Genomic DNA, 24,435 nt, shown 5'->3' on the forward strand with positions numbered 1-24,435 from the left:
AACGGCATATCCACAAAATGAAGAATACGCACAACTCTACTTATACTTCGTAAGCATTTCAGTAAGCAGCTCCTTAACCGCCTGGGCCAGCTCCGGCGGCTCTTGTACCGCAGCCTCATTGCAGAGGCCGATTACGAACCGGGCGAAGAACTGCAGGTCGGTGCCGGGAATGTCCCCTTCCAGCCAGCCGGTCCCGTCTTCACGGATATGGAGTAAGGACGATGACCACAGCTCGGCCTCGCAAGCCTGAACACCCTCATTCGTCAGTTCAATATGCACGCGGACCTGCTCCCGATTCTTGGCTGTCTCCCGCCCCTGTCTGTTATCCGCTCCCCGCTCCAATTCTCCCCCCTGCCGCACAGGATTGTACTCATCTATATTTCCCAGATGCACATGCCGCAGATCCAGCGGCGCAAGCCCGGAGGTGTCGTACCCCGCCGCACGCATCCGGTCACAGCGGAACACGCGGATGCCGCCGCGCAGAAAACAATAGGCCGGACAATACCATAGCCCGCTGCTGGCATAAATGCCGATTGGCTGTATAGCTCTCTCCATGCGTTTGCCTTTGGACTCATAATCAATCAGTAGCACTTTCTGGGCTGTAGCTGCTTCCAGCAGAATAGCGAGATACGGGAACTCCGCCTGTCTGGCCGGGGTCACGAAATCAATCCGGTTCTTTATCCCGTCAATACGGTCACGGACATCTCCAGGCATGTAATGATAGAATTTGCGCAAAGCCGATACGGATTCTTCCTTGAACGGCAGATAGCTGTAATAACGCAGGGCATGGCTGGCAAAAAAAATCGCCACCGCCTCCTCCTCGGTAAATGCAATCGGCGGGAGGATTCTCTCGTTCAACACCTGGTAGCCGCCGTGCGGCCCTACTTCGGAATACAGCGGAACGCCCAGCTCCCCAAGCTCCTGCAGATCTCTAAGGATGGTCCGTGAAGACACGCCGAACTCCTCCGCCAGTTCTTTGACCGTAAACTTGCGTTTGCGGTTGACGGTCATCATCAGGTCCAGCAGCCGTTTTGATTTAGACATGGCATAACTCCATTTAATTTTTTATTTGTGACAATACTTGTCACTATCATACCCTACAATGAACTCATAGCCCAGTTGCACCGGGCAAATTTAGGCAATAGGGAGAGATTTGAATATGACATTACAGCTGAACCCTTTTATACTGCTGGGCGGAACTGCACAGAAGGCGATTGAATTTTATCAGGAGGTGCTGGGGGCAAAGCTGCTCTTCAAGCAAACTGTCGGAGAAGGGCCGCAGAATCCCCATTCGCCGATGTCCGAGCAAGAGAAGGCACTCATTGCCCATTCCGTGCTGCGCGTGGGAGAGACGGACTTTTTTGTAGCCGATCTGGAGGAGGGACAGGTGCTACGCCCGGGCAATGGCATCAACATCTGCATTACGGTAGACAATGCCGGAGAGGCAGAGCGGTTGTACCACTCTTTGCAAGAAGGCGGGCAAGTGGACATAGAACTCGGCCCTACCTACTTCAGTCCCGCTTACGGCATGGTCACCGACAAGTTCGGAGTGGCATTTCAGGTGTTTACAAAGCGGGGCGGGGAATAACCCCCAAAGCGAGGCGGGGGGCTTGATGAAGACTCCTCTGTCCAGCCCCAACAGGCAGAACCGGAGGCATTGCCGCCAAATAGCGAAGGGAAACAAGTCCACGGCTTGCCCGTGATCTTGTTTCCCTTCGCCGCTTCATTAAGAGCTTGTCATCAAGATAATGATGCATCTTTGGTTCTTTCCTGCTTCAGACTCACCAAATCTTGCACATTGCGTGCCGTAATGGAAGAAACGCCAAGATCGGCATAATGCTCCATTAGCCGCGTCTCATTCACGGTCCAGACATAAACGGGAAGTCCATGAGTATGGGCGCGCTCCATAAACCATGGGGTCACAAATTCATGATAAATGTTGACCCCAAAACAGGAAGCCTCCAGCGCCTCCCGAAAGGTCATCTCAGCGGCTAACTCGTATGGTGAAGTTCTGAAGAGCTGAGTGTCCGCATTAAGCAGCTTCCTGAGCTGCGGCTGTCTGCGCTGCGCGAGCAGGGCACGCTCACTTTCGCAGCCTGACAGAAAGACCTGTTCCAGCATGTCTAGTCTACGTACCAGTTCTGCGGCAGCTTCCACAGCTTCGTCCACCTTCAGATCGAGGTTGGCGATTGCTCCAGACGGCTTGAGCAACCGCAGCATCTCTTCCAGCGTGCTGAAGGTCATGCTGCCTCTCTTGCCGGCATAATCGGCGACAACCTCCACATTCTGCAGCTCTGCGAAGTCCGACTCCGAGATACAGATGCTACGCCCTTCTACGGTGGTCCAGACGTCATCATGCGTCAGGATGGCGATTCCGTCCTTCGTCACCCGGATATCGTCCTCAATGATATCCGCTCCAAGCTCAATGCCCCTCCGCACGGATTCCAGGGTATTGTCCAGCGTCTCCATGCAGCCGGTATGAGCTGTAATAAGAGGGAATCGTACCTTTCCATTTGCCTTCATTTCCGCACCCCCGCCTTCTTCTTGTATAAAATCCATATGGTATTATTCAAAATAAATGGCATTCGTAAACGCAATTAGCGTCCGAACCCCCTGAACAACGCCCCACAGTTCGGCGCGTATCCACAGCAGGCCTTGGACGGAGATTTCAGCATGAGGCGGAAGATTATCCGGCAATGCGGTGAACTCGGATAGTACTCCTAAATTGCTCTTCAGACTGATCGTATACATTTGCTCCGGCAAATGCCAATGCTCATGGCGGACGGTGAAATCCGCCTGAACCTGAACCAACGCCAATTGCTCGGTTTCGTTTGATTTGCTGGCCACATCCCCGATTTGATGCACCTTTCCGCTAACGTTCACTTCAATATCCAGCCTCGGTCCCAAGGTGACGGAGACCCGGCCGGAGGCCAAAGCCTCTATCGCCCGTTCAGTAAACGGCGCTTCCCCCTCTTCAATCCGCAGGTAGGTCACGGACAACGGTTCACCCGCCGGCTCCTGGGTATGCCAGTCGCGGCCCGAAGTGGCGGCCAGCCGGAAGCCCTCATTCAATTTGTCCGTCCATAACTGGTACGCACGGATGTTGTTCTTCTTCACCGGCGCAAAGGTCGTAGACCAGACCTCGATATAATCAATCTCATTCCAATCGCCGATTTCAAACTCCCAATAACATCCCGTACACATCGGGCTGCCGGGCCGAAAAGGATGAGCCATGCCGGCAAGTCCGCCCTGCTCATGAACCCGGGCCAGTCCGGCATGGATATCTCCCGGTCCCACCTTGCGCCAATCCTGGTAATCCTTAATCCCGATGGTCACCATATGGCCGAAGAAGGTGGTCCATTCCATCCCTGAGATAATCAGCAGCCCGGTCTCACGTTCAACCTGCTCTTTGTTCGTAAGGCCTGCCATCGTATTGTGATCGGTCAGGGCAATACAGTCAAAGCCAAGCGACTTGGCTCCCCAGGCCAGCTCGGCCAAAGACTGCCTGCCGTCACTGTGAAATGTATGCGTATGAAGCTCACAGGCCATCCAGGTCATTGCACCGCCTCCTCTTCCTGCCAGATTTGCAGCGAATATTCACAGTAATCGGTTACGATGGCATGCAGGCTTAAAGTAACCTCCCACATTCCCTTCCCGATCTCCCCGCAGACCAGGCCGGGAGAAGCTTCATCTTTGGATAAATACAGAAACTGCTCAGGATCGTGCCGGTGCGCCGCACCGCGGTGCCCATCCGGACCGTCAACCGATACCGTAAGCAAATTGTTCAGCGGCAAATACGATGTATAGCGCGCTTTGGCCTGTTCTACGGCTTCCTCCTCAAAGTAGAGATCAATACTGTGCTCGATCAAAGCTTTGGCCTTCTCTGAATCCTCCAGATGCTTGGGGCTGTAAGAAAAATTGATCCCTAGCCGTCCTCCCGCCGAAGTCAGGAAGAAACGGTAGGAAATATGCGATTTCGAGCATGCGGGTGTTACTTTGCACAGTGCATCCACGAATACCGTCTTCATGACTTCCGCATCCCTTCCTCTTTGATCATGGACAGGACATAGAAGTAACCGATAAACGAACACAACAGGAAGGTAAAAAAGGCTAAAGCTGCAGCAAGCTGACGGTCCTGGAAAACACCGAAGACCTGTTCCATGGAGACACCGAGCATTTGCGGAGCATTGGGACCCACCAGATAAGGCGCTGTAAAGGAACCGATCACCCCCATGAACACGAAGGTAACAGCTACGAGCAGCGTCTTATACGTCAATGGAAGAATCAATCTGCAGAAAATTCTAAGCCGTCCGGCACAGATGATAAAGCGGAACCCAGCAGCATCGTCGTAAACGGGATGTTGAACCATAAATTTGCGATGATGATGCCCTTCATGTCATAAATAATCCGTGGAAAGCTCTCCTCCCCCAGATGGAACAAAATCCGCGACGCCCATCCATGGTTGCCGAGCAGCTGAATCAGGCCGTAAGTTGCGATAACGGTAGGGATGAAGATCGGAATCATGTACATCCGGCGGATCCACCGCACGGCAAAGCCGTCGTTAAACCGCATGTAGACCGCGAGGACATAACTGATAGCCAGGACAAGCAGGGAAGAGATCACGGTGATCTCAAGGGTGAAGATAATGTTGGAACGCATCAGCTTATCCGTGAACAGGTATTTATAGTTGGAAAGATCATAACCGCCCGTTTTATTTGTGAGGCTTTCCTTCAAGGAGCTGATAATGGGCAGAACGACGATAAACACCAGAATCAAAAAGGAAGGGAGAACCAGGGAAATCCCCAGCAGCCCCCTTTTTACTTGTCTGCTCATTGGGCAGCAACTTCACTTTGCCATCTTTGATTGATATCTTTACCCAGATCCCCGAGGCTGAATGTCCGGTAGCCTTCGGATACGCCTTTGAAGGAATCCTGAATGTCTTGCGGCATATTGGTCAATTGAATGCCAGGGAAGCCCTGCATTTTGTTAACGACCTCCGTCTGCGCTTCAGGCGACAGTACGAAATCGAGGAATTTGTATACCGCGTCTTTCTTGTCAGAAAGCTTAGGCACCATCAGATAAGTAGGGCCGCCATTAAAGCCTGGGGTTACTTGCTGCATTTTGGTGGTAGCAGGCAGTTGTCCTTTGGCGATCTGATCCAGCACCATATCCGACCAGGCCGGAATCATGTCTACTTCACCGCTGGCGAGCAGGTCGAGTGTTCCCTGGTTTTTCTTCGGATAAATACCTTTACCGTATACATATTTGCCCAGATCCTTCAGCAGGTCAAAACCTTGTGTCCACTGGCTCTCAATGCTTGGATCAGAGTTGTGGATGGCCTCTTCCGGCAGGAATTTGTAGATTGATGTAATAACAAACGAGCTGCCGGAACCACCGGTCGAAGGATCGTTGTAAGCAAATTTCTCCGGATTGGCACGAATCCAGTCGTAGAGCTCGTCCAGTGTCTGTGGAGGCGTCTTGACCTTATCGCTGTTATAAGCGAGCACTACTGCGGACGAACGATAAGGAACGGCCAAATTGGATACATCGTTCATCGTTTGCTGGTCTACGTTTTTCAAGTTAGCAATCTGGCCGGTGCTGAGTGTATCCCAAAGATCATCTTTTTTGCCTTTAGTGACGTCATCAATTGAGCTTTCATAGAGATCCACGCCACCCGAGCCTTTGCTGGCCTGTTTGGCAGCCATGATTTTATCGTAGGTAGGCTGTGCTGCCGTACCGGAAGCCACGTAGACGGGGTTAACCTTAATATCCGGGTTTTTCTCTTCAAACATCGGAATCAGCGTTTTCCATAAATCATCCACATTTTGCGAACCTGTGTAATAGAAAGTGAACTCTGTCGCCTGGGCCTCTGGAGCTGAAGTGGAATTCGCGCCTCCGGCCGTAGCGGACTCGGCCTTCTTGTCAGACGCGCAGCCAGCCAGTAAAGAACCTGCCATAACCAGACTTGCCGTCAGGGATAGAGCTTTTTTCTTGTTCAACATACACAAATGCCTCCTCAGGATTTATGAATTTATAAAAGTCTTGGAAAATGGATTTACGCTTGCGGGTACGCCAAAATTTTGGAGAACTGAACGAAAATCTCTTGACCCTGCTGCAATTCCTTAACCTTGTCACGGGCCATGAAGGCCCGGATTACGCCATGATCCCGGATGTCGACCGACACTTCGGCATAATGTCCAAGCACCATAATTTGTTTAATGATTCCATGAAGCCCGCCTTCTGTTGAATTCTCCAATACAACATCCTCCGGCCGGACCGCGACGGTTGCTTCGCCTGACAGGCCGGCGGTATTCGGAAAGTGAAGTGAACCTATTTGAATTGCCTCCCCAGCAATCACCCCCTTAACAAAGTTCATTTTCCCGATAAACTGGGCGACGTACAAAGATTTCGGCTCATCATAAATTTCCTGTGGTGTTGCGATTTGCTCAATCCGGCCATGGTTCATGACCACGATCCGGTCGGAGATGGATAATGCCTCCTCCTGATCATGAGTGACAAATACCATCGTCAGTCCAAGCTCGGCCTGGATTTCCCGAAGCTCCTCACGCATCTCGTGACGCAGCTTGGCGTCCAGAGCGGAGAAAGGCTCGTCCAGCAGCAGCACCGCCGGCTTCAGCAGCAGCGATCTCGCCACAGCAATGCGCTGCTGCTGTCCGCCCGACAGCTGTGCGGGATATTTCTTCTCTGAGCCGGGCAGACGAACCAAGTCAAGCACTTGCGAAACTGCCTTATCGCGTTCGGCCTTTCGGATCTTCCGAATCTTGAGTCCAAAGGCCAAATTCTCATATACTGTCATATGCGGCCATAAATTGTAGCCCTGAAACACCATGGATGTCGGCCGTTTCTCAGGTGGAGCGCTGAGCACGCTGTTCCCTTCGATCATGATGTCGCCGGAGTCCGGGTCCAGGAATCCGCCGATGCTGCGCAGCACTGTTGTTTTGCCGCAGCCGGAAGGGCCAAGCAGCGTAATCATTTCTCCTTTTCTAACGTCCAGTGAAATATCGGTGACACCGTCACCGGTCTTGTACCGCTTCGACAGCTTCTGTATGGATAAATGAGCCTGCATAATAACCTCCTAGCAAAATGACTTCGGAATTACGCCAGTTATTTCATTTGAAATCCGCTCGACAGGACATCTGCGCTCACGAACTTCTGTGCGGCAAGCAGCAGAATCAAGGTTGGGGCTGTCAATATAATAGAGAAAACTGCGCCGGCATAAGCGGGATAATCCGTAATAATGCCGTACATGACAACGGGCATCGTTCTGAAATTAGGCACCCCAACAAGATAGGTTCCCTGCGCCTCATCCAGTGAACTCAGGAAAGTAAAGATCGAAGCGACAATGATTCCCGGCATAGCCAGCGGAAGGGTAATGCTGCGGAATACGCGGAACGGGCTTGCCCCCACATCTCTTGCCGATTCCTCCTGGGCCACATGCACATTCCGGAAGGAAGCCGTAGGTATCCAGGTCATGTACATCAGCACGTTAATGATATGGATGAGCACCACTCCTAGAAGGGTGTTCATCAGTCCGATCTTATAGAACAATACAGCTATAGAAACGTAGAGCCCCATTTTGGGAAAAGCGTGTGTCAGCAGAAACGAGAACAGGAAGAAACGGCTGAGCGGGAATCGAATCCGTGCGAACGCATAAGCCGCCGGAACGCACAGCAGGATCGACACCGCAGTGACAATAGCGGCGATGCCAAATGACAGTCCAATTGACTTGGCAATTCCGTCCTGGGACAGCACAAAGGACCACCATTTCAGAGACCACTCTCTCGGGAGCGTATCCGGGTAATTCCACTGTCCGGTAAAAGCCAGGATGGCCAGATTTAACAATGGGCCCATGAAGAAAATCACGAAGGCGGCCAGCAGCAAAAACTCTATGATTTTTTTAGGCCCAACAGCTTTTAAATACCATCTCATTACAGCGCTTCTCCTTTCGTCTCCGGCATACAGCCGTTATTGAAATCGTGTGGTTGAATCCCGGATTACCAGTTGCGGCTCCAGCTCAATCGCCGTTTCTTCTACCGGCTCATGCCGGATCAGCTTGTCCAGCATCTCGCAGGCCAGTCTTCCCATCATCTCCGTATCCACTTTTACCGAAGTCAGCGAAGGGGTAAGAATGGATGCAGCATCAATATCATCGAAGCCCATAACAGCCACCTGCCCGGGAACTGTAACGGAATGCTCCATCAACAACTTCACCGCCCCCAGCGCGATCATATCGTTAGTGCCGAAAATCGCAGTATACGGGTGGCTCCGGAAATGCTCCCAATGCTCTTTCATTTTCCGGTAGCCTTCCTCAAAGGTTGAAGACTCCAGATAAGTAATGTCGGATTCGCCAAACTCGTAGCCTTGCCCGTTCATATAGGTGCGGAAGCCCTCCAGACGGAGATGATGGCTCCGGTGGGACTGCGGTCCGGCGAGCACGAATATCCGGCGGTGACCGAGTCCACTTAAATGCCGGGCGGCTTCACTGCCTCCATTCTGGTCGCGGTTGACGATATGAATGACACCGGGAACATCCGTGGACCCGTTCACCATGATGTACGGAACGCCAAATTTACCGATATGATCAATCACATTCTGTTCCAGGCGGCTGATCAGGATCAGCCCGTCCACTCTTTTCTCCAGCATGAAATCGGCGGAGCGCAGCGACATCTCATAATCGGTAGTCACAAACACCGAATAGTTCATCGGAGAAGCCGTCGCCAGAATGGCGTCCAGTATTTTTCCGTAAAAGGGATGCGACGCGACAGGATACTCGCGGCGATAGATCAATACGCCGATATTGTGCGTCCGCTGCGAGACCATCGCCCGCGCAACCGCACTCGGTTTGTACTGCAGCTCCTGAATGACTTTAAGCACTTTGTCTCTTGCTTCCTGGCTTGTATACCCCCGGCCCGAAATCACCCGGGAAACTGTGGATTTGGATACACCTGACAATTGCGCAATCTCTTTAATATTTCTCACGGCTCAACCTCGCTCTCCATTGTGAGACCGTTCCCATATGAGATCGTTCCCACATCAAACAGATTAACTTTCGAATGTAAGTTAGGTATTATCGAAAAAGATCAATTGCGTAAAGCATTTTTCGGTTTTTTACGCTATCGGCCGCTCTATTTACCAGACTGAGCCAATAAAGCGCTTAATGTAATCCTTCTGCAAAGGCGGCTTATTGTTCTCAAAGTAAAAAAGACGCCCCTTCATTCGAAATTCAAATGAAAAGACGCCTTATGGGTAAGTTTGCTTTTTCCGTACTTATATATCATCGCGAGAAGTACGCTCATGGATGGATGCAACATTTTGGAAGCCGAAATCGAGGTCTCTTGTCATGTACTTGTTGAAAAAGCTGGGATCAATTCCTGTCAATTGATGAAAGAAGGATAGTTCCACCTTCCAAGTGTCCTCTATCATTTGACCAACGTCCACAAGCCCTCTTGTTGAAACAAGATCAATAATGGCTTTGATCTTCATTGGTTTCTGGATCGGAATGATTTTATCGAGCGGTTCCCTTTCTAAATAATTCTTCCGGTGCATGGCCGCATAAAAGTTCCGGTGAGCTTTGGGCTCCATTAACCCAAGTTGGGCAGCCCGATATCCCAGGACTTGCAATGAAGTTTTCCATTTCTTTTTCAGATCCAGGTAATCATCCGGATTCGTAATATGAGCAACATCGTTCATATCAGATGCGAATTCGTCTTCCGGCAACAATAATGCTCCGGCAAACAGATTCGCTTCATTTTCAATCATTTTATGCTCTTTGCGATCCAGGTTAGCGAACTCCAGACGATAATGAAGCAACAAATGCCCCAATTCATGTGCAATGTCGAAGTTTCTCCGAACAGCCGACCGTTTCATATTGCCTAATATGATATAGGCTCGGTTATCCTGGGTCCAGAGGCTGTAGGCATCAATCTCCTCACCAATGGCCTTCTCAAACACAAACACTCCGCTTTTTTCGATCAGGAATATCAGATCATCATTTGTCGATTGCGCTAAATCAAGTCTTTCCCGTGCTAAACGGGCGACATGATTGATTTGAACCGCTCTGTCGTCATCTGAATGATTTAAGTAATCAATAACCTCATCCCTTAACTTGATGATTTTAAGGGTAGGAAGACTAACTTTGGCCGTAATATAGTTGATAAAAGCATCCAAGTATTCAACATGCTTCGCTTCTGCCTGTGTCTTCGAGATGACATTCAAGACTTTTGAACGATAAGCTATGTTCATTAAGTCGACACTAGCAGGCGTCAAATATCGAGCAAGCATGTCTTCCGTATAAAAGTATTTACTTTTAACGCTGAAAATCCGTTTCAACTCATTCACGATTTGCAATTTCGGTGATGTATAAGCGTTCTCGTACTGCCAGACCGCTTGTTCTGTGACACCTAACTTTTCGGAGAGCTGTTTTCTCGAATATCCATGCATGATCCGTAAATTGGCCAGATTTTCACCAATGAACATGCCTGCATCCCCCTTAATTAACTAACACCATTCTGCCAGTCATGATTGTTGTTGTTCATCTTCAAGTATCCCGATATCAAATGCAGCCGGGTCCATAATTTCTTCGTTCATTTCCGGTGCCACGACTTCACGATCCTCGTCCGTTAAATCAGCTCCAGAGATAAAGTCTGAGAGATCTTCTACAAGATAAGCGATGTTATCGACCGGATTAGGCAAATAATGCTTGATTTCAGATATCTGGTAAGCCTCATCCAGGGCATATGTTAGAATGTGGAATTCGGTATATGAAGATGCGAAATTCTTCAGTTCATCTTTCACCTGACTCTCAACAATCCAGAAGGAAAGTTGTTCGACCTGCTTAACTTCTGTTCCTTCTGTCGATAATTGCGGATTGGAAGAGAATTTCAAGTCTTTATTGATTTTTGAAAGATCATGAAGATAGGTACGATGAGGACCTTTCTTGCTGCTATCGTTTGGGATCTTTGCTGCCGAAAAGGAATTCTCATTGAAATAAGCAGCGTTTTTGATAAGGAAAAGGATCTTGGAGTCTCCGTGGATGAATTGAAGATAATCCCATGTTAATCCCGCTTTCGATTTCTTGTATGTAAAGCCGTAATTAACACAATCTTCCGCAAGCCTGCTTTCAATAAAATTCCCCTTCGTCCAGGCAAAAGCTGAACTGATTTTCATTTTTGATTTTCGATCTTTACGATGTTCAATATAATCGCGGTACCCGTCAACGATAGCATCAACAATCATCTTATTGTGTTCAGAATTGAATTTATACTCATCCATATCCACCACTCCGATTCACGATGATAAAGGCAGTTATATTCTAATCGAAACTGGAGGGTATGGAAATGATTTTTTTTGATTTTTTTAAAGTTTGATTGTATATCACCAAAAAATTTTATAGTTCTAGTGCTTTACCAGGTACTTCGCTTGCATTATTATCGTTCCCGCTAATTATTATTCACTTCAGAATAGGAGGGCTCAATGAACCATTAGCATAAGTTAAACGTATTATCAATATTACGTTAGAACCGCATACACCAAAGGAGAGGTGAGAGGAAATGCTTACCATAAAACATTTTACTAAGAGCTACAAGGGTGGTAAAAAGGCAGTAAATGACTTGAATTTAGTGGTCGAGCGAGGCGATATCTATGGCTTTATCGGACATAACGGTGCTGGAAAGACAACAACCATCCGGGCAGTAGTTGGTGTGCTTGATTTTGAAGAAGGGGATATTGAAATTGACGGTATCTCCATTAAGAAGGATCCTGTGGCTTGCAAGGCGAGTATTGCGTATATTCCTGATAACCCGGATCTATACGATCATCTTACCGGCATACAGTACTTGAATTTTATTGGCGATCTCTTTAGCGTATCCAAGGCGGATCGTGAGCTGCTCATCAAAAAATACAGCGATGCTTTTCAGCTTACGGCCCATTTGGGTGATATGATCTCATCGTATTCTCATGGGATGAAGCAGAAGCTTGCGATCATCTCTGCTCTCATTCATAAACCAAAGCTGTTAGTGCTAGACGAACCCTTTGTTGGACTTGATCCAAAGGCTGCTCACATGTTAAAGACAATCATGGTGGATCTGTGCAGCCATGGCAGCGCCATCTTCTTCTCAACACATGTGCTGGATGTGGCCGAGAAGCTCTGCAATAAGATAGCGATTATCAAGGCGGGCCAATTGGTAGCCCATGGCAAGACCGAAGCTGTAAAGGGCGAGAATAGCCTGGAGGATGTATTCATGGAGTTGATAGACAATGATTAATATTTGGAGATTAGCGAAGCTGCAGTTACTTTCTTCATTTGGCTTGAATAAGGCTTTACATACGAAAGATGTTAAGGAAAGACGCAAATTGCTTCTACTGAGCATTGGTATTCTGGCGGGTGTGCTCATGATAGGAGTAGTTTCATTTGGCTACAGCTTCATGATGGCACTGGCTTTTGAACAAATAGGGCGGATGGACCTGTTGCTTGCCATTATGATGGCTGTTACTTCTATTGTAGGGTTCTTTACTACGATCTATAAGGCAAGCGGTGTATTATTCAGCTATAAGGACTACGATCTGGTTATGTCGCTGCCTATAAAGACGAGTCATGTTGTCGCAAGCCGTGTGCTCCAGCTCTATGTGCTGACTTTGTTTTTTACTGTGATGGTCATGCTGCCAGCCGGTATGGTATATGCTATAAAAGTGATGCCTGGGGCGTTATTTTATCTGTTTTTTCTAATGACGCTCTTATTTATTCCGTTACTGCCGATTATTGCCGCAACTATTATTGGCTCATTCATTAGCTGGTTCTCCTCCCGGTTTAAAGCGAGCCGGATGATCAGCCTTGTATTAACCTTTGCTGTAATTATTGCATTCATAGTTGGTTCATTTACTCAGAATGGGAACGAGCAGGCATTAGCTGATATGGGGACCGGGCTGGCAGATATGATATTTAAGCTGTATCCCCTGACAGCCATGTATGTAGATGCTGTGTGCTCGTATCAGATCAGTTCATTGTTATTATTTACTGCGATATCCGTATTTTCTTTTATAATATTTGCCGCTGTGCTAGGTACAAGATATAAAGCTATTCATACAGGTCTAATGACCAGTCATACAAACAGTAAATATATAATGAAGCCATTAGCCGTATCCTCTCCATTTCGTGCATTGTACAAGAAGGAGTTAAGCCGATATTTTGGTTCTTCTATTTATGTGCTGAATACAAGCATTGGCATGATTCTATTACTGGTGATGTCGGTTGCTTTATCGTTTGTCAGCTCGGATAAGCTAGGGGAACTGATCGAAATCCCGCAATTATCACATTATCTGAGTACGCTGGCTCCAATCATAGTTTCCTTATTCGTAACTTTAAGCTGTACAACGTCAAGCTCCATTTCTCTTGAGGGTAAGCATTTATGGATACTAAAAAGCTCACCCGTATCGAAACAAAGCATATTGCTCAGCAAAGTTGCCGTGAATCTCACCATTACATTACCGGTCTTGGTTGTGAGTTGTGTGCTGCTTATAATATCGCTGCATACAGGGTGGACCGAAAGCTTATTATTGCTTGTTATCCCTTTGATATATGCTTGTTATTCAGCGATGGTGGGCGTAATTGTTAATTTGAAATTACCTAATCTGGAGTGGACAAGCGAAGTTACGGTGGTAAAACAAAGTGCAGCGGTCATGGTGTCTATGTTCATAGGAATCCTTAGTCTGTTATTACCAATCGGTATATCCCTTCTTCTGACTAATGTAAATGGTAACCTCATCTTGTTAGGTGTTGGAATTCTTATGGTAGCGATATGTGTAGGAATGTATAGATATATACAGACTAAAGGGGAAGAGTTGCTTCAGAAGCTTTAACAAGCAACGTGTGAACCGTATCACAAGCAGGGCAAAATTTGCTGGGAATGATCCGCTATGTTAACTGCATCCCGGTTGGTTATAATGAGTTATTAAGGGGGTGTTGATTTGAACTATTCTCTGACTCACATTCCGTATCCACCGGGGTGTCCGGCATATTTCACCTTCGATGAAGACCATGCCGGGCAATTCCATCAACACTCGGGCCTGGAGCTGATCTGGCTCACTGCAGGAAGGCTAAAGGTGACGATCAAGCGGCAGGATTACGATCTGAACGATAACGATCTTCTGCTCATTAATCATTTGGAGTCCTATCGCGTTATTCCGCAGGTGCCGGACACGCATTTTATCCAGGTCCATCTGGACAGCCTGTTCCTCTCCAAATACTATCCCGACTTTTACGATCTGTACTTTGATGTGAGGTCTTTCAGAAACAGTGAAGATAATCAGAAGGCCTATGATATTATTCGTATTTTGCTTAGTCAGTTATTTAACTCTATATATCATACAGACCGCCAAGGGCATCAGGAGGATCTCCGTCTCTTAGGTTATCTGACCTCTCGCTTTACCCGGCCAGCGCACCGGATGGACCCGGACACTCCGTCTTCTTCACAGGATGTCAGCATTGTCCGGCAAATTTTGAACCGGGTTGAACGGGATTTCAAAGGAAAAATAACCCTGAATCAAATCGCCCGGGAGCAGCATTACAATTCCTCGTATTTGTCCGACATTTTCCGGAAAAATATTGGTATCACGTTCAAAGCGTACCTGGAGCAGATACGAATCAAATATTCTTTATATTTGCTGCAATCCCAGAATGCTTCGATTATGGACATCGCCCTGTCCTCCGGCTTTAGCGATGAGAAGAGCTATTACAAGGCAATCAAGCGTGAGTTTGACGCAACGCCGCTACAGTTAAAGAGACGCTGGCAGGAATCAAGTGCTCCCGGAAGCACTCCTTGCACGGGGGCTGCACACGAGGCCAAAATTCACGATTATGCTTCGCAGTTGATTGAATCCGGCATGCTAGAAAAAAATACGCTGCAGGTTTCCATAGTCAAGGATATCCAGTCCGGGGGATATAAGCTGAAGCCGGTCTGGAGCAAGATGATGAACATCGGCTCAGCGAATACATTGCTGAATCAAAACATGCGCGATCAGATTAAGGAGATGAAGGAGGACATTCCGGTCGAATATATCCGGTTTGAGGGGATTTTCAATCAGGAAATGGATATCATCCAGAAGGATCATGACGGATTAAAATTCAACTGGAAATTCGTTAATCATATCCTCGACTATTTACAAGATATTGAGGTCAAGCCCTTTATTTGTCTGAGCTATATGCCGCTCGCCTTTGCCAGCAAAAGCACCAGCTTCTTCAACTATCAGGGCAATACCTCACCCCCGAAGGAAATGAGTCAGTGGCTGGCGCTGGTGCAATCCTTTATTACGAATTGCATTAACCGGTATGGATTGGACAGCGTATCCACATGGTATGTTCAGATATGGACGGAGTTTCCGGTATATGATATCCACTGGAGCGGCACGCTGGAGCAGTATTTTGATTTGTATAGACAGACGGCGCTGCTGATTAAGGGGATTTCTCCCTCGATCAAGGTGGGGCCTGCGGCTGAGAACTTCCATACAAATGATCAGCCCTCGGAGCGGCTGCTGGAATTTTGCCAAGATCATGCGGTACCGATTGATTTTTATAGCTGCAATATTTACCATAACCAGATCGATTTTATCGAATGGGGGGAGCGTTCTTCCGCAGAGCCGGTAGACATTCAATCTATTCCCTTTCAATACGAGTCCAAAAATCACACCAAGCATGTGCTGGTCAGGACACACCGGATGCTGAGAACGCACTATCCGGAAGACGTTGAATTTATCGTCACTCGCTGGAACCTTAGCTGGGATGTCACCAATTCACTTCACGACACGGCATTTATGGCGACATTTATTATCGATAATATGCTTGACGAATCGGCGGCGAATGCTGGAGCGATCGGCTTTCTGTCAGCCTCGGACATTCTCTATGAATGGGATATCAAGAATGCACCCTTTTACGGGGGAACGGGTCTGGTCAATACGGAGGGCATCAAGAAATCAGCCTATTATGCTTTCGTATTTTTGTCCAAGCTGGGTAGTCTGGTAACCGCCAAGGGAAAAAATTACATTATAACGCGGCAAGGGGATAACATTCAGATTCTGGTGTATAACCACACTTATCTTAACCAGTTATATGTGAGAGGCGAGCAGGAAGAGCAGCAAATCTACCATAATTTTGAGGAATCCAGTGATTTATCGGTTGATATTCACCTACAAAATATTTACGGAACCTATAAATGCAAGCAATACAGCCTGAACCGAACCCATGGGTCGGCCTATGACGAATGGGTTCGGATGGGGGAATATGTTGATCTAAATGATGAAGAGACGGAATATCTCAAGAACATTTCCAGGCCGATGCTGCGAATTAGGCAGGTTGCCCTGAAAGGTGATTTTCAGTTTTCCCTGCATGTCCCGGTTCATGGCATCGAATGCCTGACCTTGAATAAGCTGTACAACTGAGCCAAGAAATCCCCTGTTTTTTTGCGGGTGATTTCTTGGCTTTTTTTCTGATATTCGGTTCAAATCAATTAAGAGTGCGCTTTCTTCCCTATGCTTCACCAAAGAAACAGGAAGGAATTACGATTCGAATTGGACTACACTTTAAGCAATGATATTTATAAAATCTCAAATCTGAAAGCGGTTTTATAAATACCGCAAACTCATGACAGGAGGAAGATCACCATGAAAGCAAATAAACAGTTTCGTTTATCCTACACTGCAAAAGCAAAAGAAGTTGTAAAGCAAATGAGTTTGGAAGAAAAAGTGCATCTCATGAGCGGCCAGGTATCCATGGAAGAAATGCTGGAGGATTTCAAAGTCAGACATTACAACTGGAGACCTTATCCGGCAGGCGGCAATGAGCGACTGGGTGTGCCGGAATTGAAGTTCGTGGACGGACCACGCGGGGTGGTATCCGGCAACAGCACCTGTTTTCCGGTGGCTATGGCTAGAGGAGCCTCCTTTGAGCCGGGGCTGGAGGAACGCATCGGACATGCTATAGGCAAGGAGGTGCATGCGCAAGGCGGCAACTTTTTTGGAGGCGTTTGCATTAATCTCCCGTATAATCCCGGTTGGGGAAGAAGCCAGGAGGTGTATGGCGAAGAATCGTTCCATCTCGGTGTGATGGGCTCGTCCCTGGTCAAAGGCGTACAGGAAGAAAATGTAATCGCTTGCGTGAAGCATTATGCGTTCAACAGCATGGAGTGGGCACGCTTCAAGGTAAGTGTCCTGGCCGATAAACGTACGGAGCGCGAGGTATTCCTGCCGCACTTCAAGGACTGCATCGATGCGGGCGCGGGCAGTGTGATGAGTGCGTACAATTTGTACCACGGTCTTCATTGCGGACATCATGACTATTTGCTGAATCAAGTATTGAAGGGTGAATGGGATTTCGACGGCTTTGTTGTCAGTGATTTTGCCTGGGGCGTGAAGGATACGGTAGAGGCAGCCAATGGCGGTATGGATGTTGAAATGTGCCATACCAAGTTTTTTGGTGACAAGCTGGTGGAAGCCGTCAGAAATGGTCAGGTTAGTGAAGAAAAGATCAATGCCGCGGCAATCCGGATCGTACGTACGATGCTTGCGTTTACGGAAGCAGAACAAGGCGCTGTATACAGCAAGGACCTGATCACATCGCCTGAGCATATCGCTTTGGCGCTGGAAGCTGCCGAGAAGTCCATGACTCTGATGAAAAATGATGGGCATGTGCTGCCGTTCTCCAAGACCGCAACAAAGCGCGTAGCTGTCATTGGAGAGCTTGGCAACATCAGCAATATCGGTGACCATGGCTCAAGCCGCGTGTTCCCTCCTTATGTTGTAACTGCACTGGAAGGAATTCAGCGCTTGCTGCCTGGTGCCGAAGTGATCTTCAATAACGGCGATGATCTGGAGCAGGCGAAGCAGTTGGCGAAGACTTCGGATGCAGTTGTGTTCGTCGTAGGCTACGACCACGATGATGAAGGGGAATCCGTTACGAACGAAGATGCGGATCTCAAAGCGGGCGGGGACCGCAAGATCAGCCTTGGCTTGCATGCGAAGGATGTTGCATTGATTAATGCGGTTGGACCGCTGAATAAACAGTCCGCTGTCGTGCTAATTGGCGGCAACATGATCATGATCGAGGAATGGAAGTCATCTGTATCTGCCATTATGATGGCGTATTATCCAGGCATGGAAGGCGGCACAGCGATCGCAAAAACCTTGTTCGGTGATGTGAATCCGGGCGGTAAACTGCCTTTTGTCGTACCAACGAGTGAAAGTCATCTCCCTCAGGTGGATTGGGATGCGAGCGAAATAAAATATGAGTACTACCATGGATACACCAAGCTGGACAAGGAAGGAATCAAGCCATCCTTGGCATACGGCTTCGGGTTGTCCTATACCGACTTTGCCATCTCCAATGCAGACTTTGCCGTCGTTAATGATCAAATTGTCGCCAAATGCGAGGTGAAGAACACAGGACGTGTAACCGGAGATGAGGTGCTGCAGCTCTATGTCGGCTTCCGCAATTCCAAGGTGGATCGTCCGGTGAAGGTGCTGCGCGGCTTTAAGCGGATGACGCTGAAGCCGGGACAATCAACGAAGGTGGAAATCGCTTGTCCGATTGAAAAAATCAAATGGTTCAACCCAGCCACAAATCAGTGGGAGCTTGAGCATATGGACTATGAGGTATACATCGGCAACAGCAGTGCTGAGAAGGATTTGATTCAAGGAAGTATTCGCTTATAGGGCTTATACAAAACGTTCACATCTGGAGGATGCACAATGGCAAAAAGAGAAGAATCAAATCATAAGTTATCCTTACTGGAAAAGGTAAGCTACGGTCTGGGAGATACGGCCTCGAACTTGATCTATGCGGTGGTTACGACGTATCTGACGTACTATTTTACCGATGTATACGGAATTGGAGCTGCGGCTGTAGGTACGCTCTTGCTGGTAGCACGCCTTGTTGATATGGTCGACAGCCCCATTTTCGGTATTCTTATAGACAAGACACATACCCGTTGGGGGAAATCACGTCCGTGGATTCTGTGGTCCTGCTTCCCCTTTGCCATCGTAACAACATTGCTGTTTATGGGCCCTGAGCTAAGTGCTTCCGGCAAGCTGGCCTATGCCTATATTTTCTATATCGCATCTAATATTCTGTACACGGCGGTGAACAACCCGTTGACCACGCTGCTTCCTAGCCTGTCCAGTGACATCCAGGAAAGAACCGTAGCTAACAGCTTCCGGATGTTTGGCGGACAATTTGGCGGCTTGATTGTGAACTTGGCCTTATTGCCACTTGTGGCATTTTTCGGAAATGGCGATCAGCAGAAGGGCTTCTTTCATACGATGATTCTGTTCGGTATTTTGGGGCTGGTCATGTTCCTGATTACGTTCTTTAACACCAGAGAGCGTGTTCAGGATAAATCAGGCGGTAAATCTTTGCCAGTTAAGGAGAGCATTAAAGCGATCAAGGGCAATTTGCCCTGGTTTGCCGGGGTGCTGGTAGGCGTGGTGTTCTTCATCCTGTATGTGATTAAGCTGTCTTCCGGTATTTATTATATTACTTACAACCTGAATCAGCCGGATATGGTAACTACAGTAAATACACTGGGATCGCTAACCCTGGTAGGAATTATTTTTGTGCCGTTTCTGTCTAAAAAGTTCAGTAAGAAAACCTTGATGATCATCGGTATGGCCGTCTGCATGCTGGGTCAATTCATTATTTATCTGGGCGAACAGAGCACCTTCATGCTGCTAACGGGTACGGTCATTGGTGCGATTGGCTTGGGGCTGCCTGTGGGCCTGCTGTTCGCCTTGATTGCGGACACTGTCGACTATGGTGAATGGAAATCGGGTGTTCGCGCCCAGGGCTTGCTGGCTTCAACCGCATCCGGGATTGCCATTAAATTAGGCTCAGGCCTCGGTGGTGCTATTCCGGCCTGGCTGCTGGCTGCCGGGGGCTATGTTGCGAACCAGACGCAGACTTCCTCCGCACTTCGCATGATCGAAATCAGCTTTATCTGGCTTCCGATCGCACTGTGCTTGTTATCCATTCTCATTCTGGCATTCATGTACAAATGGGAGAAGCCGCATCATGAGATTATTGCGGAGCTGGAATTAAGAAGAGCACAATAGGAGAGAAAAAGGTTCAGAAAAAGAATATTAAGGGCTTCAAGCAACAACGCCTACAACGCGCGTTCACTACTGCTCGCTGTAGGCGTTGTTTATTACTGTAGCAAGCCCTTTTTCCGATATAGTTCTTACCTATGAGTTTTATTCCATTTATATATTAGACCAATAAACCTTCCGGCTATAATATGTATTTAAACTAGCCCGAGAGAGGAATGATGCAATGTCAATCTATGATTTTGAAGTAAGGACAATTACCGGTAACCCTATTGAATTATCATCCTATCACGGAAAAGTCCTCCTGATTGTCAACACTGCCAGCAGATGCAGCTATTCCCGTCAGTTCACCGGGCTTCAAAAGCTTTACGAAAGTTACTATGAGCAGGGATTCGAAATACTCGCTTTTCCCTGCAACCAGTTCAACGAAAAAGAGCCGGGAAGCAGCCGCGAAGTACAGGAATTTTGCAAGGCCAACTTTGGAGTTACATTTCCGTTGTTTGACAAAATAGAGGTGAGAGGTCCATCTGCTCATCCTTTATTTCAATATCTGATCCAGCAAGCCCCCTTTCAGGGTTATGATACTCAGACCTCAAGCGGTCAATGGATGCAGGACTTTTTACAGGAAAAGCACCCGGAGATTTACGCCGGAGACGGAATCAAGTGGAATTTCACCAAATTTCTAATTGATCGCAGCGGCCAGGTGAAGGCCAGATTCGAAACACCGACTGAACCGTCTGACATCGGACCGATACTCGAAGAATTGATTAGTTGCCCGGATGACAAGCTTGGATGACTTAGTGTTTCAATTGATCATACTGGGCTTGGGCAGCATTGCTGAGACCAGAATTGAAGAGGTTACCTGGCCGGGGAGGCGCTTAAAAATGCATTCACATCCTCGGCTATTTTCTTAAATTGCGTCCAATGCAGATAATGGTGCCCTTTTAATGTGATGAGCTGATGGGTGTGTACATTCTTGAGCTGCTCCTGATAGAAGGTAATATTGGATCTGCCGTCTCCATTTACCTTGTCCGTCTCAGTCGTAAAAATCATCACAGGCAGATTGGGCGGAAAGGTCAGCTCCTTCGTTGTGTTGATGTTATGCCCCAGTTCCCTGGTTTCATTTACTACGTTTTTATTGTACGCTTTCCAGGCTGTAATCATTTTGGTCAACTTTATATTCTCGTCAGAATACGTACCTTCAGCCGCTTCCGGTAAGACATCTGACGGAGCTATATAGGTTGCAAGTCTCGCCAGACCACTGGGTGCAAGCAAGCTCATATATGTGGGCATCTGAGGGACAGATTCTTTAAAATATTCCACTGCCTGCGGCAGGGTGATGTCAATTCCGGCAATCGCTTGGATTTCATCGGGGTACTTATTGGCGTAATACATACTGTAGATGCCGGATACTGAGTGCGGCAAAAGCGTGTATGGGCCTTGGATGTTCGCTTGCTGCAATGCGCTGCGCAGCTCCTCGACTATGTTCTCCACAGTTCGTTTTTCATTGGTCAGATCACTCCAGCCATATCCGAAGGGCTCTACAACTACCACTTTATTTTGTTTGGCCAGCTCGTCCAGCAAAGGTTCAAAATCCAGCACAGGCGCGGCTGTCCCCAGTCCGGGTACCATTACAAGGGTGTTGCCCTTTGTTCCCTTCGTGTACACATGCATTTTCTTTCCCTTCACTTCAACATACTGGCCCCATGCCGGATATTGCTTATGCTCATACATTGTCATTACACCATTACCCGACACGATTATAAGCAGGATTGCACCTAAAAACAGTATGATGTTCCTGATTACTCTCAGGAATTTGAACTTTCTCTTCGGTTTCATTGAACTCATTGCCCCTTAAACAAGATTGGTGAATGAAGATGATTCATCTCATACACTTCTCATTCATTGTAGGGGCCTCAGGTTAAAATCCGGAGCGGCGGCTGTTTAAATTTTGTTTAAAACTTAATACAGCGCCCGCCACAAATAAAAGGTGGCATAGGCCTCCCAGCCGCGCCAGGGCTCCGACAGCTGCAAAAGCTCTGCCGGGGTTGGCTTTCTGTCCATGCCGGCCAGGAATTTGACCGCATTCTGCAGCCCGACATCCCCCACCGGGTATGCTGTGGTATCGTTCAGACAGCGCATCCGAACGTACTGCGAGGTCCACGGACCGACACCGCGGATCTGCAGCAGCCGCTGCTCGGCCGCTTCCGGTGATGGCATCGCCAGCAGATCCTCGCGGCTTAAACCGCCGCCTGCGATAAGTGCAGCCACCTCCAGCACTGTCCGCGCTTTGCTGCGGGTCAGCTGCAGGGCGCACAGCTCATCAAGCTCCACCTCCGCGATTACCTCCGGTGCCGGAAATTCGTAGTAGGTCTGCCCTTCCCACTCCAGCGATTTCCCAAATGCCGCGGTCAGTTGGTGCTTCAGCCTGTAGGCAAAAGCCAAATTGACCTGCTGACCCAGAATGGCCCAGCATAACGCTTCGAACAAATCCGGAATGCCGACGATTCGCAGGCCCCTATGCTGCACGGCCAAGGGCTGCAGCAGCGGGTCGGCTTCCGCCATCCGGTAGAACGGCGCAAGGTCACGCTCCAGATCGAACCATTCCATAATATAGCGGGCCAGCCGCTCCTGCGCCGTTGGACCCGGAGGGGTTCCATGCAGCAGTGTTACCCGCAGTTTACTCCCTTCCGGGACCGTCAGCCGGATAAGAACCGGAAGGTTGTCCAGGTTGAAATACCGGGTCACTCCCTCCTGATCAGTCCGGTACAGACATTCTAGCGGCGAGCGGTTCAAGTACTTCAGACATACGTCAAAGTCGAAATATTCCGGCAGCGGCAGCTCAAAAAGCAAATCGTTCATGTCCTGCTGCCCCCACATGCGTAATGCCTTCCAGCGTTAGCAATTCCTGCTTCAGCTTGAGACCGCCCCGGTAGCCGGTCAATGTGCCGTTCGTGCCGATAACGCGGTGGCAGGGTAAAATCACCGGCAGCGGATTCTGCCCGTTGGCCGTTCCCACCGCGCGCATCGCCTGCGGTCTGCCGATTCTGCCGGCAAGCTCCCGGTAGGTAATCACCTCACCATGCGGGATGGAGGCCAGTCCCTTCCAGACCGCCTGCTGAAACGGAGTTCCCCAGATGTCCAGAGGAACGCCCTCGAAGCTGACCGGAATTCCCGCGAAGTAACGCTCCAGCTCCGAAATAATCCCAAGCTGCGCGAACACGGCTTGATCCTCCTGATAACGGTGCAGCGGAGCGTAGGTTTTCAGCCATGCTCCCTCAGGGAGCTTCTCTTCTCTCCCAAAAGACAGGCGGACCAAGCCCTTGTCACTGGCCCAGAGGGTCCAGTCTCTATTCCCCAAATTCAGGGCATGACGATAAATTGTGATCTCATTCATTAGAAGTCCCTCCTTGGATTTGGCTGCGGTATTCCGTTGGCGAGAGGCCGGTCTTCCGTGTGAACCATGCGGCAAAATGGGACGGGCCGCGAAAGCTTACCGCTCGGCCCACCTCGGCAACCGCAAGCTCCGTGTCCGCCAGCAGCGCACAGGCTTTCTCCACTCGCAGGTGATCCAGCCTCTCAGCGGGCGAGCTGCCCGTGACCCGCTTATAGGTCCGCTGCAGATGGAACGGACTGACCTTCAGCACCTCGGCCAGTGACTGCAGCGTCATCTTTTGCCCAAACCGATCTGCCATTAGCTCATCCGCCTGGGCTGCCAGCACCGCATCCGGCCGCAGCACACCGCCTTCCTCGGGCTTGCATCTTTTGCAGGGCCGGAATCCTGCGGCTACCGCCTTCTCCAGCGAATCATAGAACACAACATTGCCCGCCTTCGGCGTTCGCGCCCGGCAGGAAGGGCGGCATACAATATGGGTCGTGAGCACCGCTGTATAATATACGCCGTCATAGGTCGGCTCGCGCCGCACAACCGAGTCATAAATACGCTCGAATAATGTCTGGTCCACAGTCAATCACCTCATACCGCCAGTATAAACGATTCGGTTCGCCTTATGCAGCCCTGTGAAATAGGAGAGCAAGATTACGACAGTGCCTGTCTTCCATGCAGCAACCCAGGAAAAAATCGGGCAAGCGGGCTTCAACAACGGCATTTTTACCATTGTCAGCGGCTTAGGACGGAGCCTTTGTGGTTCGGGAGGAGAGAGTTTTCGTCATATCAATCCTCCTGATTCTTAACATTCCTGTATTCGCTAAGTTTTCGACTTAGACAAAAACAAGGGCGCCTCGTATGATGGGGGTGTAAGGGATCGGAGTCCTAAAAACCCATCAGGAGGCGCTTACTATGAAGTCTACCCGAAACGAGACAATGAATCA

21 protein-coding genes and 1 pseudogene are annotated in these 24,435 nt (G+C 48.8%); 7 read left to right on the forward strand and 15 right to left on the reverse strand.

Going from position 1 to position 24,435, the window contains the following annotated elements; translation table 11 throughout:
- Positions 1-36: 36 nt before the first annotated feature.
- Positions 37-1,044 (reverse strand): helix-turn-helix transcriptional regulator, encoded by a 1,008-nt coding sequence (locus AC0LWN_RS22300; protein WP_474669187.1) that lies wholly within the window; start codon positions 1,042-1,044, stop codon positions 37-39.
- A 115-nt stretch (positions 1,045-1,159) separates the two neighbouring features.
- Between AC0LWN_RS22300 and AC0LWN_RS22305 the strand changes: the two genes are divergently transcribed.
- A complete protein-coding gene (locus tag AC0LWN_RS22305) occupies positions 1,160-1,588 on the forward strand; it encodes a VOC family protein (RefSeq protein ID WP_474669189.1) in 429 nt (142 codons plus the stop codon).
- A gap of 152 nt (positions 1,589-1,740) precedes the next feature.
- On the opposite strand, the gene AC0LWN_RS22310 is transcribed toward AC0LWN_RS22305, so the two are convergent.
- From AC0LWN_RS22310 to AC0LWN_RS22355, 10 genes and pseudogenes are all read right to left on the reverse strand, one after another.
- Positions 1,741-2,523, reverse strand: a complete 783-nt coding sequence (locus AC0LWN_RS22310; RefSeq protein WP_474669191.1) for a glycerophosphodiester phosphodiesterase — start codon at positions 2,521-2,523, stop codon at positions 1,741-1,743.
- Between the two features lie 42 nt (positions 2,524-2,565).
- Positions 2,566-3,558 carry a CehA/McbA family metallohydrolase gene (locus tag AC0LWN_RS22315; protein WP_474669193.1) on the reverse strand — a complete coding sequence of 331 codons (993 nt, stop codon included), beginning with the start codon at positions 3,556-3,558 and terminating at the stop codon, positions 2,566-2,568.
- On the reverse strand, positions 3,555-4,028 hold the full coding sequence (locus tag AC0LWN_RS22320; protein WP_474669195.1) for a hypothetical protein: 474 nt from the start codon (positions 4,026-4,028) through the stop codon (positions 3,555-3,557). The genes AC0LWN_RS22315 and AC0LWN_RS22320 overlap by 4 nt, the downstream gene beginning before the upstream one ends.
- Positions 4,025-4,833 (reverse strand): annotated as a pseudogene (locus tag AC0LWN_RS22325) (ABC transporter permease). Before AC0LWN_RS22325 ends, AC0LWN_RS22320 begins: the two are co-directional and overlap by 4 nt.
- Positions 4,830-6,002: an extracellular solute-binding protein gene (locus tag AC0LWN_RS22330; RefSeq protein ID WP_474669197.1), complete on the reverse strand. Its 1,173-nt coding sequence runs from the start codon at positions 6,000-6,002 to the stop codon at positions 4,830-4,832. Before AC0LWN_RS22330 ends, AC0LWN_RS22325 begins: the two are co-directional and overlap by 4 nt.
- Before the next feature lie 53 nt (positions 6,003-6,055).
- Positions 6,056-7,087, reverse strand: a complete 1,032-nt coding sequence (locus AC0LWN_RS22335) for an ABC transporter ATP-binding protein (protein ID WP_474669199.1) — start codon at positions 7,085-7,087, stop codon at positions 6,056-6,058.
- A 38-nt stretch (positions 7,088-7,125) separates the two neighbouring features.
- The gene (locus AC0LWN_RS22340; protein ID WP_474669202.1) at positions 7,126-7,950 is read right to left on the reverse strand and encodes an ABC transporter permease; all 825 of its coding nucleotides are present in this window, start codon (positions 7,948-7,950) and stop codon (positions 7,126-7,128) included.
- Between the two features lie 36 nt (positions 7,951-7,986).
- On the reverse strand, positions 7,987-9,000 hold the full coding sequence (locus AC0LWN_RS22345) for a LacI family DNA-binding transcriptional regulator (protein WP_474669204.1): 1,014 nt from the start codon (positions 8,998-9,000) through the stop codon (positions 7,987-7,989).
- 288 nt (positions 9,001-9,288) lie between these two features.
- On the reverse strand, positions 9,289-10,497 hold the full coding sequence (locus tag AC0LWN_RS22350; RefSeq protein ID WP_474669206.1) for a spr1629 family repressor/antitoxin: 1,209 nt from the start codon (positions 10,495-10,497) through the stop codon (positions 9,289-9,291).
- A 39-nt stretch (positions 10,498-10,536) separates the two neighbouring features.
- Positions 10,537-11,292 (reverse strand): spr1630 family ClpXP-sensitive toxin, encoded by a 756-nt coding sequence (locus AC0LWN_RS22355; protein ID WP_474669208.1) that lies wholly within the window; start codon positions 11,290-11,292, stop codon positions 10,537-10,539.
- 278 nt (positions 11,293-11,570) lie between these two features.
- Between AC0LWN_RS22355 and AC0LWN_RS22360 the strand changes: the two genes are divergently transcribed.
- The 6 genes from AC0LWN_RS22360 to AC0LWN_RS22385 all read left to right on the forward strand — a co-directional run bounded on the left by AC0LWN_RS22360 (position 11,571) and on the right by AC0LWN_RS22385 (position 20,899).
- Positions 11,571-12,284 carry an ABC transporter ATP-binding protein gene (locus AC0LWN_RS22360; protein ID WP_474669210.1) on the forward strand — a complete coding sequence of 238 codons (714 nt, stop codon included), beginning with the start codon at positions 11,571-11,573 and terminating at the stop codon, positions 12,282-12,284.
- A complete protein-coding gene (locus AC0LWN_RS22365) occupies positions 12,277-13,875 on the forward strand; it encodes an ABC transporter permease (protein WP_474669212.1) in 1,599 nt (532 codons plus the stop codon). The genes AC0LWN_RS22360 and AC0LWN_RS22365 overlap by 8 nt, the downstream gene beginning before the upstream one ends.
- Before the next feature lie 108 nt (positions 13,876-13,983).
- The gene (locus AC0LWN_RS22370; RefSeq protein WP_474669214.1) at positions 13,984-16,449 is read left to right on the forward strand and encodes a GH39 family glycosyl hydrolase; all 2,466 of its coding nucleotides are present in this window, start codon (positions 13,984-13,986) and stop codon (positions 16,447-16,449) included.
- A gap of 222 nt (positions 16,450-16,671) precedes the next feature.
- Positions 16,672-18,717 carry a beta-glucosidase family protein gene (locus AC0LWN_RS22375; RefSeq protein WP_474669216.1) on the forward strand — a complete coding sequence of 682 codons (2,046 nt, stop codon included), beginning with the start codon at positions 16,672-16,674 and terminating at the stop codon, positions 18,715-18,717.
- A gap of 36 nt (positions 18,718-18,753) precedes the next feature.
- Positions 18,754-20,112 (forward strand): glycoside-pentoside-hexuronide (GPH):cation symporter, encoded by a 1,359-nt coding sequence (locus tag AC0LWN_RS22380; protein WP_474669218.1) that lies wholly within the window; start codon positions 18,754-18,756, stop codon positions 20,110-20,112.
- 217 nt (positions 20,113-20,329) lie between these two features.
- Positions 20,330-20,899 (forward strand): glutathione peroxidase, encoded by a 570-nt coding sequence (locus AC0LWN_RS22385; RefSeq protein WP_474669220.1) that lies wholly within the window; start codon positions 20,330-20,332, stop codon positions 20,897-20,899.
- Positions 20,900-20,961: 62 nt separating this feature from the next.
- On the opposite strand, the gene AC0LWN_RS22390 is transcribed toward AC0LWN_RS22385, so the two are convergent.
- From AC0LWN_RS22390 to AC0LWN_RS22405, 4 genes are all read right to left on the reverse strand, one after another.
- Positions 20,962-21,942 carry an alpha/beta fold hydrolase gene (locus tag AC0LWN_RS22390; RefSeq protein ID WP_474669222.1) on the reverse strand — a complete coding sequence of 327 codons (981 nt, stop codon included), beginning with the start codon at positions 21,940-21,942 and terminating at the stop codon, positions 20,962-20,964.
- Positions 21,943-22,065: 123 nt separating this feature from the next.
- The gene (locus AC0LWN_RS22395; protein ID WP_474669224.1) at positions 22,066-22,965 is read right to left on the reverse strand and encodes a DNA-3-methyladenine glycosylase family protein; all 900 of its coding nucleotides are present in this window, start codon (positions 22,963-22,965) and stop codon (positions 22,066-22,068) included.
- Positions 22,946-23,500, reverse strand: a complete 555-nt coding sequence (locus AC0LWN_RS22400; protein WP_474669226.1) for a methylated-DNA--[protein]-cysteine S-methyltransferase — start codon at positions 23,498-23,500, stop codon at positions 22,946-22,948. Before AC0LWN_RS22400 ends, AC0LWN_RS22395 begins: the two co-directional genes overlap by 20 nt.
- The gene (locus AC0LWN_RS22405) at positions 23,493-24,068 is read right to left on the reverse strand and encodes a bifunctional transcriptional activator/DNA repair enzyme AdaA (RefSeq protein ID WP_474669228.1); all 576 of its coding nucleotides are present in this window, start codon (positions 24,066-24,068) and stop codon (positions 23,493-23,495) included. The genes AC0LWN_RS22400 and AC0LWN_RS22405 overlap by 8 nt, the downstream gene beginning before the upstream one ends.
- Positions 24,069-24,435: the final 367 nt, after the last annotated feature.

Source organism: Paenibacillus sp. sgz302115 (assembly GCF_056120445.1).